Genomic DNA, 17,067 nt, shown 5'->3' on the forward strand with positions numbered 1-17,067 from the left:
AGAACGGCAAGCGGCTACCCCAGAAGGATGACCAGTTTACGGTCACGTCCCAGTTGCAGAATCGCGATGGCTGGATGCTTCATCCCCAGGATTCGGAGCTACGGAAGCTTCAACCCGGCAAGCTGCGCACGATTCCCGTCCGTTTTCTTTTCACTGACCCCGATCTCAATCTGCGAGCCGAATTTTCGTGCTTCGATCGCGAGACCGGACGGCCGGTGTGCGTCGGCAACGGTGAAACCTGCCGCCGTGCGGGTGACACCGGCATCGAGCACCTGCCGTGCCCGTCGCCGGACGGCTGCGCGTTCGGAGAGGGCGGCGCCTGCAAACCCTATGGCCGGCTGAACGTGCTGATCGGCGACGAGGACGAGATGGGGTCGTTCATCTTCCGCACGACTTCCTACAACTCAATCCGCACGCTCGCCGCGCGCCTTCACTACTTCGCTGCGGTATCGGGCAACCTGCTGGCCTGCCTGGCGCTGGAACTGAAACTGCGCGGCAAGTCCACGACGCAGAGCTATCGCTCGGCAATCTACTACGTGGATCTCGGCGTGCGATCCGGCTGCACGCTCGAAGCCGCGATTACCGAAGCGCGTGAGCTGGATTCGCGTCGCAGGGCTGCGGGTTTCGATCAGGCCGCACTCGACGCCGCTGCGCGTGCCGGGTTCGGTAACGGCGCGTTCGAGGACAGTATCGAAGAAAGCGCCGCCCTCGCCGAAGAGTTCTACCCGTCCGAATCCGGTCACAGCAACAGTCAGGTTGATGGTAACGCCGAAGTCGGAACGCCGCCCGCGTCCGGACTCAGGGGCAAACTCGAACAGCGCGCCGCATTACTCGGCGGGAAGGCAGCATGACTCGTGTCCGTCCTGCCCTGCTTCTGGCAGTTACGGCGACGGGAACAGCGGTCTGCATGTCGGTACTCGCCGGCTGGCAGCGCGGCGGGTGGCTCACCGAACAACTGGTGTGGGTAGCAATCGGGGTCGTGCTCGTCGCTGGCGCGCACCTGTTGCCCGCGCTGTGCCGGTCAGCTCCGGTTGCCGTTCGCCTGATCGGCATCGTGCTCTGGCTCGGGTGCATGGGGGCGGCGTCCTACGGGCATTGCACCTTCTTCCTGCTGTCGCAGTTCCATGCGGGAGAAGTTCGGGCGTCGGCTGTTCCTGCGATGTCCGCACCACCCCATCGCAATCTGGCCGCTGTTATGGCGAATCGGGCCTCGGTCGTGGCGGAACTGGTTCAGGCGAACGCCCGGCGCTGTATTCGTGACTGCCCGGCGTTGCAGGTACGGCGAACGTCACTGGGCGCCCGGCTCGACGCACTTGATGCCGAATCTGACGACGTTCGTCGGTATCAGGTCATCGAGGACGGTAACGCCGAACGTCGCGTGACTGCTCGTGACGATCCGGTCACGGCACGACTCTCGGTGTTCTACGGGATACCGGAAGCACGGCTGGATCTGTTTGCCGGACTGTTGTTCGCGGCTGTTCTCGAAGGCATGGCCTGTCTGCTCTGGTGGATCGCACTAATTCCTCCGGCCTCAAAGCAATCCGTTACTGATGGTCACGGGGTGGCGCATGACGTGACTGCCGGAACGGCTCCGGTAACGACGTTCGCCCAGTCACCCTCGCCGACAACCATCCAGTCAACCGTTCCGTCAGTCGTACGGCCGACCGTCACGCTCCCCGAATCCGACATCGCAAGGCTGCGTCGCGACATCGAATCAGGGACCGTCAAACCGACCGTCGCAGGCATCCGACAGTCTCTCAGTTGTTCTCAGGCTAGGGCTTCTGCCTTGCGCCGTCAACTCGCCGACCCCGCGGCATAAGCCGGGCGCATCCTGCGCCCGGTCTCTTTTCCAACATCCACACGATCACGTTATCCGGTTCTTCCGGAGGCCCGTGCTCGCCCTTTATCTGGAGCGATCCATGCATGAAACGACGTTCGTTCAACTGCCGCCTCGCCTGTGTCCCGTGACAAAGGGATTCGGCGTCGTGGCCGGTATCACGGCCATCAGCTTCGCCGCAGCCTGGGCTTTCGAGCGGCATCGCCAGCGCGAGCTGGTCCGCATCTTCGCCTCGATGCCCGGTGTCATCAGCCTCTTCCCCTCGCTGCGAGCGCACGTGGAGATGGTGCCCAGGCAGTTCGGTGCAGGCGTTCCGCTGAAGCCGAACAGCCGTAGGCCGTAACGCCCAAACCTGTTCAAGCCGGCGCGCGCAGCCGGGTTTCCCTTCCATTTCCCGCACGCATCCGGCTCGACCGGAGGGGCGTGCCCGTCCATTTTCAGGAGAAGTCGATGTTCCAACCTACCCGCCTTAAACCCCTGTTCCATCCGGGCAAGCTGCTCGTCTCGTACGCAGCGCTCGCCGCGCTGCGTACGAATGGCGTGCCGGTCATCTGCGTCGTGCTGCGTCATATCGCCGGCGATTGGGGCGTTGTGTCCGAGGACGACAAGCGCCAGAACGACGTATCGATCGCGACCGGCCTGCGGCTGATCTCGATCTACCGACTGCCCGACCAGAGCCGCATTCTGGTCATCACGGAATGGGATCGGTCGAACACGACCATCGAACGCCTCAATGATGTCGTGCCCAATAGCAGCACGCGTCCGGCTCAGCCTGCAACCCGTCGTTACCCTGCCTGGCCCAACGCCCACTACGCGCAGGAGGGTCGCGCATGAGCTACGCGAGCGGTCCGCGTTTCCCGATCGGGCGACCTGTCGTCACTCCCGCCGCTCAGACTGCGCTCGACGCGGCGGGCGTCGAAGGCGTGTTGCTGCTCGCGCGGCATATTCACGGCGATTGGGGGGACCTGTCGGTCGAGGATCTTGCAGCGAATGAATTAGCCTTGCTGACGGGAAAACGGCTGCTTTCGAGCTACGACCTTCCAGACAGGCGCAGCAAGATCTGGATCATTACTGAAGCAAATCGTTCCGTGACTACGATTTTGTTAGCGGAAGAGTATTGATTGATATCCGCCAGTGGGCGAACCCAGCGCGCTGTATTCGGCTGGGTTCGACCCGAAGGGGACGGCGGAACAAGCACCAATTAATCGGCAGCTTTCAAGGTACAACGGCCCTTTGATTTTGCGGACCGCCCGGCAGGTCGTCGGCCGAAGGAACACTTCATGTCAATGCGCCGCGCACAGAACTCCAGCGTCGCTTTGAGGAAAACTCGGAGCATTCCCGGTGTCGATCGTGACGAGTGCGTCAAAACTTGTGCGGTCAGCTTCCTTAGGCCGCGCGGGAATGGCCGGAGGCCACTCTTTAGTCAGCGGCAGAGGTTCCGGCGGGGTCCACAGCGGCTAAGGCAGTTAGAATGGTGAGTCAGATTTTTCTTTTCAGCTGGCCCACTACAGAGCGGATCTATGGCGCTTTTCACAACGACAAATTATCCGGTCAATGCCCTGATCGAAGACATTGATCACGGCAAGATCGGACTACCTGAATTACAAAGGCCTTTTGTTTGGCCGAACGTCAATGTCCGCAATCTCTTTGACTCACTCTATCGAGGTTATCCCGCCGGATTCTTACTGTTTTGGGAGACTGGAGCAGATGCGGGCTTAAAAGGGATCGGCGCGAACCAAGGGCAGGCTGTGCCAAAGTTAGCAATCGTAGACGGCCAGCAGCGCCTGACATCGCTCTATGCTGTAATGAAAGGCACAGAAGTTCTGCGCGCTAACTTCAAGAGAGAGCGGATAAAGATCGCGTTCAATCCGCTGTCGGAACGATTTGACGTTGCCGACGCGGCCATATTGAAAGATAAATCCTACGTCCCAGACATTTCTCTGCTATGGCAGCCGGGAACTGACCTATTCGAAATAGCGGATCTATACATTGAGGGGCTTCTGGAAAGTCGCGAGCTCTCCGCCGAGCAGATAAAAAGAGCTAAAAGTGCCATCGGCCGACTACAGAAGTTACCTGACTTCCAATTCGTGGCACTCACGCTGTCGTCTACAGTCGACGCGGAAACCATTGCGGACGTGTTCGTTCGCATCAATGGCGAAGGAAAGAAGCTCAATCAATCTGACTTTATTATGACCCTAATGTCGGTATTCTGGGATGAAGGTCGGGCTCAATTGGAGGAGTTTGCCAAACAGGCAACGCGGCCGTCCGATGGCCAAGCCTCTCCGTACAACCACTTCATTAAACCGGCGCCGGATCAAATGCTACGCGCTACAGTCGGTGTTGCGCTGAAGCGCGCCCGCCTAGCCAACGTCTATAGCGTTTTGCGGGGCAGAGACGCACAGACCGGGATCGATAACCCCAGTCGGCGTGCAGAGCAGTTTGGCTTGCTGCAAGCGGCACAAAAGGATGTACTCAATCTCACCAATTGGCATCACTTTCTTGGAAGCCTGACACTTGCTGGCTACCGAGGAGAGAAAATGATTAGCTCGCAATCAGCGATCATTTTCAGTTACGTGCTGTATTTAATCGGCGCAGCCACGTACGGAATTAATAAGGCAAGAATTAGGCAAGCCATCGCCGAATTCTTTTTCATGGCGGCGCTAACTGGGCGTTATACTAACTCTCCCGAAACTCGCTTCGAGGCCGACTTGGGATTGCTCCGTGATCTCTCTGGCGCGGACGCATTTTTGGCCAAACTTCGCGAGATCTCGGCGACCACCTTAACGAGTGACTACTGGGCAATTACCTTGCCAAGTCAATTAGCCACGTCTGCCGCGCGCAGCCCTTCGCTTTTTGCCTATCACGCTGCCCTGATCAAGCTTGATGCGAACGCACTTTATAGTCCGGTTAAGATCGCGTCATTGGTCGATCCCATGGTGAAGGGTCCAAAAGTTGCATTTGAACAGCACCACCTGTTTCCGCGAGGTTACTTGGAGGAAAACGGTATAACGGATCTTAAGCGAATTAATCAGATTGCAAATTTCGCACTGGTCGAGTGGCCGGACAATATCAAAATTGGCAAGAAATCGCCGTCTGAGTATGTCCCGCTTCTTGACCATAAGCTTACAGGGGGCCAGCGCGATCAAATGTACGGCTGGCATGCATTGCCACATCTTTGGTGGGAAATCCCTTACGACGATTTTTTGGTGCAGCGACGCGTTCGAATGGCTAGCGTCATCCAACAGGCTTGGGAGCTGCTAACGGTTGGCGTACCGAAAGCACCTGAACTTCTACCTGTTCCCGTCAATGAGCTGATTTCCGGCGGCGAAACTGACGCGGTAGAGTTTAAATCAACGCTCCGCACAAACTTACACACGGGCCAAGTGGACGAGAAAATCCACTTGTCTGCACTGAAGACAATAGCCGCGTTTCTGAACGCGAAAGGCGGAACGTTGTTAATCGGCGTAGCCGATAGTGGAGAAGTGCTTGGCCTCGATTCGGATGGGTTCCCGAATGAGGACAAGATGGGGCTTCACCTAGTCAACCTCGTCAAGGACCGTATCGGTGACGTGTTCTTGCCATACGTCCACCCACATTTTGAAGACCACGATGAGAAACGAGTGCTCGCTATCCGCTGCGAAAAGGGACCAAAGGCAGCCTTCGTGAAAGATGGAAGCCAGTTGCGCTTCTTCGTACGGGGAGGCAACGCGACTACAGAGCTAAGCGGTACGTCGGTGACCGACTACGCCAAACAGAGATTTGATTAGCCGAGGGTCGTTACAGTGATAGCGAGGCGCCGCCTCTACGCGTAGTTCGAAAATCGGGGCCTGATTTCTGCATGATCGACGCGAGAGCCGGGTTCGCAGCTAAAGGACCGTCAGCTTCGTCCGACTTGATGTAGACACTTGCTGCGCGAATGACCGGTGTTGGGCTCTAGGCGACAAACAAACGACCACGTCGAGGCGCAAGCCACCGTCCGTGGTTGGCCGAACGCTGCCCGATGTCTACCACCAATGCCGGCTGTACCGGCATCAGCAACCCGCTCAATTCCCTCAGCGTCTGGCCAGACGACCGGCCAGACGTTCGACGATCTCGACCACCATCGTCCGGTCATTCCCACTGAGCTTCGCCAGAAGCTGACCGACGTACTTCCCCTGATCACTGCTGCGCGTGCTAGCCCCAGTCAGCAGATCTGCGGCATCGCACCCGAAGATCTCGGCTAGCTCCACCAGCCGTGCCACCGTCGGCATCACGAGCCCGCGTTCCATGCGCGAAACCGCCTCGTTGCCGATCCCAAGCAACTCCGCAACCTGCTCCTGTGTCTGGCCGCTCTCCAGTCGATGTTTTGCGATCGACCGGCCTATCAGGCCAGCAAGCTCATCCAGATCTACCTGCGTCATGTGCTCTCCCATTCGACCTGAATGGTTGAACACCCCACCTTTTAAATTAAGGACGTTATAGGTTGATACTAAACTTTATACGATGAATTGCCGTTAACTTTACTGGGACACCGATCAGTGCATTACAAGAAAACCTTACAAGTCTGACAGGAACTACAAAACATGAAGAACCGCCGCTACACCTACATTTCCCACCTTGCGCTGGCGGCCGTTATGGCCATCCTGCTTTCTGCATGTGGCAACAGCACCCCAAGCGAATCCAACGCCAAAGCAGTCATTCAATCGCAGCTCGACGGTTGCCCATACCTCTCGCTGGAGGACTTCAAGAAAAGCAACGGCATTCCCGGCGATGACCCGAACAGCTATCGGGTCGATGTTGCGTACACGCTCAGGTTCAAGCCGTCCGACGACGAACGGGACAGCATGAAGCAATGGGGGACGCTGATGAAGCAGCAGGCAGCCCTGAACCAGCAGGAAGAGCAGGATCTCAACGCCGCATCGGCGAAATACACCTCCGGCACGGATGAATCCGCCGCCGCCATGAAAGAGGTCGAAGACAGGTACAAGGACCGACAGGACGATCTGAAGCAGCAGTTGAGCCAGACGCTGGACGCCCGGAGTTTCCTCAACAGCCTGCCGGACAAGTGCTCCGACCTGCCACGCTCCTTCTGGATGAATTTCTTCGCGAACGACCAGGACATCAAGGACATGGTCAGAGGCGGCGTGGAGAAGTCCTACACCGACACGATCTCGATGACCAGGACCGACAACGGCTGGCAGGCCGCCCGGTAACCCAGTCATTCAACCTTATCGCCTGCCGCGTGTTCGGCGGCGGGCGCTCATCCGGGTTCCCCTCGGAGCCCATTACTTCAACAGGAAAAAAGAAATGAAGAACAAACGCGCATCGGGGATCGCGCAGCTTGCGCTGTGTGTTGCCGCGACCGCCGTGCTCACGGCATGTGGTGGCGGCTCGTCGGGTGGTGACTCGTCGGGCAGTTCCGCACCTGGTTCGACGGCGTCATCCTCTGCCAGCTCCCTGGGCGGGACCGTCGCAATCGGTAACGCACTGGTCGGCGCGCCCGTCACCGTGACCGACGCTGCCGGCAACGCAGTCACGGCCACATCCGGGAGTAACGGTACCTACAGCGTCTCGATTGCCGGTATGACTGCGCCGTTCGTGATTACCGCGACTGACCCGTCTGGTGCGACCGGCACCCTCTATTCGGTCGTCGCGAGTACTACAACCAGTAGCGGCGCACCGGTCACGGCCAACGTGACGCCGCTCACGACCGCGGTCGCGGCGCTGCTGACGGCAAGCGGCAACCCGCTCGCCTTGACGCAGAGCGGCGGTCTTTCGGTCGTCACCTCTTCGGCCATTACCACGGCAGTCACGACCCTCGACACGGCACTTGCGCCGGTCCTTGCGGCGAACGGTCTGTCCGCCAAGGCGTTCGATCCGATTGGCGGCACATTTACCCCGAACCAGACCGGGGCCGATGGCGTCATCGATTCGGTCGCAGTCACGCCCTCGGCCTCCGGTAGCGGGATGCAGATCACGAGTCTTGCCGATCCCGATACGGCCATCCAGCTCAATTCCTCCACGACCGTTTCGACAGCGCTCGCGGCGCCGTCCCAGCCGGCGAACTACCTCGCGACTCTGGTTGCTGAACTCGGCCAGTGCATGTCCGATGTGCAGGGCGGCGCGACCGACACGAGCGACACCCCCTGTGCGTCGGCGATCGACGCGAGTTACCTGAACGATGGTCAGGGCACGGGCGTCGCAGGTTTCGCAGTGCGCCACACGCTCTTCACGAAGGGTACGACGCTGCAAGGCGTGAAAACCGTCGCATTCCTGCCAGCAGGCACGCTGCCCGCCATCAGCAATCCTGCGGCACTCGTCTATTTCCTGGTGACCGATCCAACGGGAACGCCGGACTTTGCGAGCGACATCGTGCAGCAATTGCCCAACGGTAGCTGGAACATCATCGGCAATCAGCAGCAGTACAACGTCGCTATCGGATCGTTCCTGGGTCGCATGCAGTTCACGGATAGCGCTGATACAGGCAACGGGCGATACGAGTCGGGGCTGAATATCCAGATCCCGGCAAACGTCACGGTCAGCGGCACCTCGACCAGAGTCGGGTCGGCCCTGGTGCAGGGACCGGGGTTACCGGCGAGCGGGCTCTATCTGCTCAATACCGCCTTCGTTCCGGCAAGCCTGACGATCCCGTCGACGGCGCTCACTGCACCGTGGACAGGGTGTGGGGCCTGCGCGCAGTCGAACAGCACGACCACCCAGTACAAGTGGGACTGGGCGTCGCTGTCCGGCAGCAACACGTTCTCGCCGACCACGGCGGACTACGCTTCGCAGCCAGCTAACGTGTCAGCCATCAAGGTGTTCGGCGAATATACGGTGACGCTGTACTCGATGAATGGCACGCAGATCGGGCAGGCGCAGTCGGTCATCAATGTTGCGCCCAACATCGCGGCGGCGGCTGGTGCAACCGTTCCGTGGCCGACGCTCGGTAGTGACGTGATGAGCGCCTTCCTCTCTCCGGGCGGTGCGCAGACGACGGCCGCGGTATCGGCGCTGAATCTGGACTGGACGGTTCCCACCACGAGCAGCGCATACCCGAACTTCTGGGCATCGGTGGGCATCGTCACGGCCGCAACCGCCAACGGCCCTGAAGAAGCTGCCCTGAACACGAGCTGGGCCACGCCCACGGTAACCGGCACGGCGTATTCGGAGACGTTCAATCCGTCGCCCTACGGCGTCACCAACGAAGCCTTGAGCGCGGAAGCCGCGCGCAATGTGCAGTTGGGCTGGGCGGCCGACGGGGAGTTCTACACAAGCACCTGGCAGGACAACAATTAACTGATGGCGCGAAGCCGTGGCTCAGAATAACGCTGCGGTTCATGGCTTCGTGTTTTGTCGGTAAGACGGAGCCACCGGATTTCCGGGGCTCCATTTTTTTTGCTCTCCGTAGACTTGTAGGGAGCGAAGGTCGCTTGCCGACCCATGTCGGACGTAAGCCTCAACCTGTTGCATACGGCCGATATGAAAGCCAAAGCGGCCGCTCAAGCCGATAAATGTAGTTGAATTGACATGCGATTCGACCTATTGCCGAAACTGCGATCTAGAAAGGCAAGACATGCCGGCGAACACGCCCGTAAAGGTTTACTCGCCAGCGGGTTAGTGCTGCCCGAAACAAGGCACGCCTCGCGCAGGCGTTTTTTGTCGTCCGAAAGCGCACGGAACAGTAGCGCTTTCGCACCGCGGCCTTTGCAATGCCACTGCCGTTGTGCCAGCCCGTTGCACGGGCTAGAATCGGTTGTCTGTCTCAAGGCACTCGACGCTCGGAACTGGGTTGCGCGCCCCGCCGCATCACCGATAGTTTCTTTTTTGACCCTTCACGGATTACTCCGCCTGCGTCCAATCTGCCAGAACTGACGTTTGCGAAATCAGTCGTCGTGATTCCAATTGTGCATCTGCTCGCCCGCGCTGACTAATGCCCGACCTCTCAGACTATGCCCACAGACCGAATCGAGTCGAATACGTTACCACTCGCTCACGCGAACCCGACGGACCAGCGCCCAATTACCAATGACCGCATTTCTGAGTTGGTATCTGTATTCGCCGGCAAGAGTGTGGGGCAAAAATACCTCGGACCTTCTTGGATCAATGAACAGGAGGTTGCTTGCCTAGTTTTTATCGCACACGACGAGCGGAACGTTAAACAACTCCGAGAACAAGGTAAGTGTGGAGTGTTGGCGTGGCGCTGGGACAATACGCCTTCCATGTACCTGTCGCTGACTTTGATTCAGGGTCGCGAATCGATAGGCACTAACGTTCGTTGGATGGGTCCGAGCGACGATCCAGTCGTACGGGCGATTCGTCGGCGCGGGCGATTTCTCATGACCGTAATCGGTCCGCGAGGCGAGCGCGGCGGCTGGTATGAGGCAGCATTTAGCGATAGGCCGTCCTCAGACGGGATGGCACCACTGCAAGCGTTTGAACGCCTCTGGGAAATGCCTCGCTCCGGAATTCCTTATTCCAACGTCAACGAGCGCTACATCCCGTTTCGCAATGAGTCAGACGATGACAGCGATTGCCAGCAAATTCCGCTCTGGGCTGACACGACGACCGATTTTTGGCGGACCTTGAGCTATGAAGGCCCCTGGGCCGCTGACTTGACCTCGCGCGATCGGGTTATGAGCGCTTGGGGGTATCAGGCGTGGCACCTTCGACACCGAGCGGCCGGATTCATACAAGTCCTGTTGGATCGCACCCGGCTAGACGGTGCCCCGTCGGTTTTTCTCGACGATGGCGAATTGGCTTCTGCCGGTGACATGGCGGATCGAGTGCATCAACTTGTGATTCGGTATCCCTTACTCGCCAAGTGGCTCGCCACGTTTGCTGGCCCACGTGCGAATGCCAAAGATGCGCACGACGCTGCGTTTGCGGTACTCTCCGACGCTCGATCCGTATTCGCTCTGCTGGACAAGCAGTTCGCTATCCTCGCAGATATTGATAACGAAGCCGTTACTATGGCCTGCAAAGTCTCGTTTGAGGCCGCCTTGCTTGACCCGCGAATTACGAATGAAGGTACGCGCCGGCCATGGCTTGCCAACACCAAGGATTACGCGATCGAGCTGAAAACGATGTCGCTTGACTTGACAGCCCCGCTGGATGACATTGCGCGTCTTTGGCGATCGGGTATCGAAATCATAGATCTTATTGATGCAGGCTTTTACCTAACGCCATCAGATTTCCCAGCGCCGCTCGACACGCTGTGTGAGGCATTCGAGTCAGTAGTGATCGAAGGGTCAGTTGAAGCAGCAGAAGATCGCCTCTATGACCTCCTGCGTGAGGCACAGGAGGCAAGGCAGTGGTCGATTCCTTGGGGCGCACGCGTCGACATCCGATTCGGTCCATTCGTTGCTCTGCGAATCTTTGAAATTGATGGCGAATTCACCTGCCACTTTCTTGACGAGCTCGACCGTTACTTTCACGTCGCAATTGGTTTGCGCCACCAACCGCCTGCGGTCAGCACGCATCGAGTCGTGCGCCACCGCGCCGATGACGGGGAGACCGTCTGGAATGAAGACGCGGCTATTTCACTAAAGCTCATCGCGGGCGCTATCGTTCGGGACTTTCTGGTTGTTGACGAACGGGAATCGCTTTTCAGCGCCCGACCGATACGTCGTCGCATCCGAGGGCGCGACATTCGCACCGTAATTTATCTGCCGAGAGTCCGGTACGCAACGCCAAGCTTTCAGCAAGAGTTGCCTGATGCGAATGCAAGCGTCCGATCGCGGCACGACGTCGGGCCTCACCTGCGACGGGCGAAAGTAGCGTCCGCGGCGCAGCGTTTTCTTGCACAACGATACGGCTGGCAAGTGCCCGAAGGCTTCACGTTCGTTCGTCCGCACACTCGCGGAACCGACAGCGAAGAAGCGAGGGTAAGGGTCTATCGGAGTCGTTCGGCGTCGCGAATGCTATTTGAGAAGATCGATCAGGCGCCTGCTGGATCTCGGCCAGCATGGTTCGATTTCGAAAAGGACTGCGCTCGTCTGCTAAGGCGCAAAGGAATGAGCGTTATCCATCAAGGTGCTCAGCGCGACGGCGATGGGGGAGTCGACCTATTTGCGGTAGATCAGGCTGATCAGTCCTGGGTGGTTCAGTGCAAATGCTGGGCTAGCCACCGTCGAGTCGGTCCCGAGATCGTTCGTGAGCTACAGGGGACAATGCAAGTCGCCGACACAGGCGCTTCAAAACGGAGCAAGGGGATGATCGTTACTACGAGCAGTTTCACAAGCGGAGCAATTGCTGTCGCGGCGGAGTTTGGTTTCGAGCTCGTCGATGGCGCGCAGTTTGTTCAGATGCTAGCTGCTGTTTAACTCACAACCGCTCGGCATGGAGTCAAGTAGCTCGCACTGAGCGACGCCATGCGCGTTTACAGGCTCGCGCTGGTGAGGATCAGGGAGTCCTCCACAGGGGCCATCGGCTACGAAACGATCACTGACTACTTTGAACCGGCACGGCGCGGGCCTGCCATTGGCATCGCGGTGATGCTGAAACCGGCGAGCGCTAACGACCGGTTTTAAGTCGGAGGTGACATACGAACGTCCGCACAACAGAGCGATCCACGGACCGTTGTTGGCCGATTGGGTAAAGTCGCCGATGGCTGCTTATCGGCACTCCAGTTCGAAAAACTTGAATTTGGCTGACTGACCGGTTTGGGAAAGTTATCTGACCGGAGTGGGTCGGGAAGCGTCAGTCCGCTCCGCAAACTCATCGCTTGGAAGCGGTCACTGGAATTGAGCGGCCTGAAAGCGGCCGGTCGGCAGTGCGTACTCCCGACCCTAACCTGCCGTTCACGTTTCGCTACGCTAAACGACCGCTTAGAGAGGGATTGCGGTCGCCCATCTGTCAAGTGGCGATTTTTGTGGGCCGGCGACCAGTCCAGCATAAGCAACCGGAACAATCCCGCTGTATCTGACAGGCGTTGCATTGCCGACGGGTACGACTCATCGGTGACCGCAGCGACGGGTCGTCCATGCCGGCGTCGTACCGACCACGCACGGCAGTGACACTGAAAACACAGTCTCCGTTTCGCCGGAGCATTGCGGCGCTAGGCGACGTTCAGGCTCCTGGCCATGCGCTCAAATTAGCGGTTACGCATAATCCGCAAGCGCGCATAGGACTTGCCGACCCAAAGCCAGCGACATCGACGCAATGCTGCCGCATAGCTGGCAGCCTCGCTCCATGGCCGCATAAACTCGAGCTGCCTAGCCGATTACCCCCGGCGAACTACAGCTACGGGATTGCGCGGCGAGCGAAGCCGGCGCAGAGGGTGAGTTTGCGCCCTCACCATATGGGTGTAGTAGCCGGAACTATTGTGACGACTACTTGTGACCGAGCATATCGAAGCGTACATAAAACTCGACGGGATTATCTGCAACTTTGAAGCAGTTCATGAGCGCCGGAGGGACAGGAATGAAGATCCTGTTCTTCGTGACGATCGTCGTGGTAATCAGCGGGCAACCACCCGCTGCTCCCGCATTACTGGCGCCACGAAGTTCAATATCGTAGTAAAGATTCTGTGGTGAGTTGGCCAACCCAAACAGAAATACGATGCGTCGCCCGGCCCAAGCAACCTGTGTCGAATGCGGCCACGTGAAGAAATCCCGTTCCAGCTGGAACAGACGATCGGAGAGTGCCAGAAACATGCGGTGGTTGTTTAACTGAGCGACCTCCCTATCCGTGGTCAACAACCTCTCCCTCAACTCCCTGTCGAATCGAAGAATCGGAGACCCTGCAATGGGAGCGGAGATGGGCTGGACTGGCTCCTGACTTACCACTGCATTGACCACATCGCTCAGGACATTTTCGACTTTGCCGACGACATCGCTACTGACCCGCTGTGTCTGAGCGGAGCTTACCTGTGTGGCAGCGGTCAAAACCTGACCGAGTTCGACATTTCCGGCAAGATATTCAGCGAGCAAAGGTTCGAGTTCCCCCCGGTCATCCATCTCCAGACGGTACAGTTCACGCCTTCTCGCAAGCGTTTTCTGAAGAGCATCCAAGCCGGCCCTTTGCGACGAAGGGACAAACGCTTTTATCTTGTCATAGACATGTACGCGCACAAAGTCCTTTGTCATGCCATCGCCGAGATCTGGCGTCGCCTCTATGATGCGGAGCAATGCTTGGACTGCACCCCACGACCTCGAGATCCTGATGATAAGGCGTTCTCCGACCACTTCGGTCAACATCGGCACGTTGTAACCGATTTTCACCCACTCGACCGAGATATCGTCGATGAGGTAATCCGCTCTGAGTACACGCGCTATCGAAAAAGTCAGTGATACCTCTTCCCATGTGAGATCAGCCGGTGCGTAAGTGGCGAGAACCGTGGCGGTCTGAGGAATCTCTTTCAGTTGAAGAATTTCATTCAAGTACCGATTTTGGAGCTCTCGTCTGGGACTTTGCTGACTCACTCGGACGAGCGGATTATCTTCGCTTGAAAAGGTACTGATCGTGTCTGGGTCATGGCCTGCGTACCAGTGCAAATCGACGCTGGGGAAGGTCTCCCGTAGCTTGCCAAGTTCGACGCGGTTATCCCCCGGACTCATTTGAATGGACACCCGGGTAGCCCACGGAATCCGGTTCAGTATAAGCAAATGTTGCTGGAACAGCGGAAGATTGTCGGCAAGCTCTATGTCTTTGATGGTCTCACTTAGAGCCTCTTCAATCGGTGGGATAAGCTGAGAGGAGAGCTGAATGGAGTCTCTCGTCAAGGCTTCGCGGCCTGCAGTCGGAGTGAGAAAGGGAAAATCAATATATCCGCCAAGCTGGTAGTACGTCGGAAGAGGTGCCGGGGCCAATCCGAATCTGGATCGAAGTCCCATGATTTGTCCCGCGCCCTGTCGGAGCCACATCCCGCCGGTCGACGGCCTACCGTCAATGGTGAAGTTCTCCGCAATAACAGCTACCTGTCTTCCGTCGCTTAGCAGATTCGCGTCGAAGGTTGTGCCTCCAACGTTGATATTTTCCTTTCGCGCCAACGACTGCCAGCCGGAGCCAATTCCCGTAGCTTCGCTAGGATCCTGCTTGCTGATTAGTTCGCCGTTGAAAATGACAGGGATCGTGAGGAACTGGACGAAGGGCCTCAGATAATTTCGCAGCGCGTCGACATTGAGAGGTGTTGACGGACTTATGTCCGCTGTCAAAGTGGTTCCAACGGCGATTTGTGAGCTGATCGGTTCCATTGAGATGCATTCCGATCCAATCCTCAGCTCGCTCTTGAGCGCGACCGTGCGAACTCCCTCGTCTGCTCCCAGCTCGCGCGTGTCTACCTGAAGGCGCTCGCAAACGCCGAAATTTGCCATCGCGCCTATGCCAAACGTGCCAATGACGCCGGCAGCCCGAGCCTCATCATTATTTTTGCCGGACGAACCGGCACGCCAGAAGTTCTCACGAAGTACCTGCTCTGACATCCCGATACCTTCATCGCAGATTTCGATGCGCAGAGTCGAAGCCGTGATATTTACTGAGAACTCGGATGGGCTACGACCTTCCTTATTGGCCCGCATGAGTACCGCATCATAGCCGTTCTGCACATTCTCACGGGCCATGGCATACGGCGAGTCGTAGATTTGCTTGGATAGAATCTCAAGAACTCGCGTCGTTTCAACTTCAAATGGAATTTTTGACATTATCAATTCACCCCGGCACGCGCTTTTGCTGTTTCCACACTGATTCGTACTGCGGCATCCGGATTGTCTGCGACGACATCCTGAGCAATGAAGTCTCGCAATGCCTGTTTTTCGCCCAATTGGTACAACGCTTCGCACACGGCTATAATTTCCAAATTGGATTGCGGTACGGCGCAGAACTCGCGGATGCCGGCCCAATCATCTATGGTCGTCATCGCCTCGAGCGCGACTCGGCGTGCGTACGGCTCGTCTGGGTATTTTCGCGCGAGCTTGGCGGCCGCTGGGGCGTCACCAGTCCTGAGAAGTTTCACCGCCTCTCCCGCCGCTTGAATCGGGGATATGGGCTGTACGGCCATCGTCATCTCAAATTTCATGCTCGAGCCTTCAAATTCCGGCACGTAGGCCGCACCCCAGACGGGCAGGCTAAACGAGTTATTCGTCATTTCGCGAACGTGCAATGTTCCGGAGCTGTTTTCGCGGTCAATGATAATGAGATTGTAAGATCGGCGGCGTCCAGTCGGGAGGCTTTGCGGACCACCGCACAATGTGCCCGCGCTGAGCACTGTAAGCGTTCGCTTCTTGTCCGCCGTGAACCGGTGTTCTAGGTATTGAGGACGGTGTTGATGGCCGTGTAGGCCGATTGAGAAATGACCGTCCATCAACGTCTGGAGGAACTCCGCGTCTAGATAGTCTGAATCCTTGGGACCGCCCGCCAGGTTGTGATGCCAGACGGCAATCGGCAGACGCCCCTTTTTCACGTAGGCTGCGACCTCCCGGGTAACGCGGGCAACGTTGTCAGGATGAATTCGCGCCGAGCGATTAAAGAGATCGTTGTCAGCGCAACTTGACAGCCCGGCAACTACGATGCCGAGGTCAGGAAAGTCGTGCAGAGAAAACTGAGCGGCTGGATCAACCGAGAACTCGCGTCTGCCTTCGTAGAAAGCAGTGAAGAACGACGCGAAGGGCTCCATCCGGCGATTGTATTCATCGGGACTCACGATTCGCCGAAGCGCGAACTCGTCCCATACCCAGCGCCATGCGCTGGTCTCAGAACCGAGCTCGCGAGCAAGCATCCTTCGCTTATCCGGTTCAGCCGGCACGCCTACCGCTTCCGTCGCACGCATCACGTGTGGATGACTCACATCGTGATTTCCCGGCACCAGGACTATTCGCTCGCGGTCACCGGCGAAGAAAGTGTCTGCTAGGCGGACGAGAAAATCGTGTGCCTCGTCATATTGCCGCTTTAACGCAGCATCACTGTCCGCATCGCTAGTGTTGACTCCGTAAACGATGTCACCGCTGACGATCGCAACATCGGGCGTCGGGAGCCCTTCATGAAGATAGCGATCCCTGTCGAGGCGTAATGACTCTAACAGCGATTCCGTTGTGATCCTGCTTCCCGTGTCCCGGTGCAGATCAGAAATATGCAGGAGACTAATCATGTTGGGCCGGAGGCTAGCTGTTGGAGACATGGTCTGTGCGGCACTGACCTTGCCCCCGTTTGACGAACCCCATAGCTGGGTGAATTATGCGGCTTCGCCTCTATGAGCCGCGAACCAGTTCTTTTCGAATGTCATGGGGCTGACGTAATCGAGCGTTGAATGTAACCGG

At 57.9% G+C, this 17,067-nt stretch carries 12 protein-coding genes; 9 read left to right on the plus strand and 3 right to left on the minus strand.

Annotated elements, in window-relative coordinates:
• From FQ755_RS30135 to FQ755_RS30160, 6 genes are all read left to right on the plus strand, one after another.
• Positions 1 to 851 (plus strand): phage capsid protein (locus FQ755_RS30135; protein WP_144159661.1); only part of this gene is annotated, 851 nt, incomplete at its 5' end.
• Between the two features lie 56 nt (positions 852 to 907).
• The gene (locus FQ755_RS30140; RefSeq protein WP_313957488.1) at positions 908 to 1,819 is read left to right on the plus strand and encodes a hypothetical protein; all 912 of its coding nucleotides are present in this window, start codon (positions 908 to 910) and stop codon (positions 1,817 to 1,819) included.
• 100 nt (positions 1,820 to 1,919) lie between these two features.
• Complete coding sequence (locus FQ755_RS30145) at positions 1,920 to 2,180, plus strand: hypothetical protein (protein ID WP_144159667.1); 261 nt, start codon at positions 1,920 to 1,922, stop codon at positions 2,178 to 2,180.
• Between the two features lie 107 nt (positions 2,181 to 2,287).
• A complete protein-coding gene (locus FQ755_RS30150) occupies positions 2,288 to 2,671 on the plus strand; it encodes a hypothetical protein (protein ID WP_144159670.1) in 384 nt (127 codons plus the stop codon).
• A complete protein-coding gene (locus tag FQ755_RS30155) occupies positions 2,668 to 2,958 on the plus strand; it encodes a hypothetical protein (protein WP_144159673.1) in 291 nt (96 codons plus the stop codon). The genes FQ755_RS30150 and FQ755_RS30155 overlap by 4 nt, the downstream gene beginning before the upstream one ends.
• A gap of 399 nt (positions 2,959 to 3,357) precedes the next feature.
• A complete protein-coding gene (locus tag FQ755_RS30160; protein ID WP_144159676.1) occupies positions 3,358 to 5,604 on the plus strand; it encodes a DUF262 domain-containing protein in 2,247 nt (748 codons plus the stop codon).
• A 285-nt stretch (positions 5,605 to 5,889) separates the two neighbouring features.
• On the opposite strand, the gene FQ755_RS30165 is transcribed toward FQ755_RS30160, so the two are convergent.
• The gene (locus FQ755_RS30165) at positions 5,890 to 6,237 is read right to left on the minus strand and encodes a helix-turn-helix domain-containing protein (RefSeq protein ID WP_144159679.1); all 348 of its coding nucleotides are present in this window, start codon (positions 6,235 to 6,237) and stop codon (positions 5,890 to 5,892) included.
• A 162-nt stretch (positions 6,238 to 6,399) separates the two neighbouring features.
• On the opposite strand from FQ755_RS30165, the gene FQ755_RS30170 reads away from it, so the two are divergent.
• The 3 genes from FQ755_RS30170 (at position 6,400) to FQ755_RS30180 (ending at position 12,138) form a co-directional block, all read left to right on the plus strand.
• Complete coding sequence (locus FQ755_RS30170; RefSeq protein WP_144159682.1) at positions 6,400 to 7,029, plus strand: hypothetical protein; 630 nt, start codon at positions 6,400 to 6,402, stop codon at positions 7,027 to 7,029.
• A gap of 94 nt (positions 7,030 to 7,123) precedes the next feature.
• Positions 7,124 to 9,112 (plus strand): cell wall anchor protein, encoded by a 1,989-nt coding sequence (locus tag FQ755_RS30175; RefSeq protein WP_260858927.1) that lies wholly within the window; start codon positions 7,124 to 7,126, stop codon positions 9,110 to 9,112.
• A gap of 1,040 nt (positions 9,113 to 10,152) precedes the next feature.
• Positions 10,153 to 12,138, plus strand: a complete 1,986-nt coding sequence (locus FQ755_RS30180; RefSeq protein ID WP_260858928.1) for a restriction endonuclease — start codon at positions 10,153 to 10,155, stop codon at positions 12,136 to 12,138.
• Between the two features lie 1,008 nt (positions 12,139 to 13,146).
• On the opposite strand, the gene FQ755_RS30185 is transcribed toward FQ755_RS30180, so the two are convergent.
• Entirely contained in the window at positions 13,147 to 15,456 is a 2,310-nt protein-coding gene (locus FQ755_RS30185; protein ID WP_144159688.1) for an ATP-binding protein, read from the minus strand.
• A gap of 2 nt (positions 15,457 to 15,458) precedes the next feature.
• Positions 15,459 to 16,898, minus strand: a complete 1,440-nt coding sequence (locus FQ755_RS30190) for a metallophosphoesterase family protein (RefSeq protein WP_186308697.1) — start codon at positions 16,896 to 16,898, stop codon at positions 15,459 to 15,461.
• Between the last annotated feature and the right edge of the window lie 169 nt (positions 16,899 to 17,067).

Origin of the sequence: Paraburkholderia sp. BCC1885 (assembly GCF_900996235.1) — a bacterium.
Classification (GTDB): Bacteria; Pseudomonadota; Gammaproteobacteria; order Burkholderiales; family Burkholderiaceae; genus Paraburkholderia.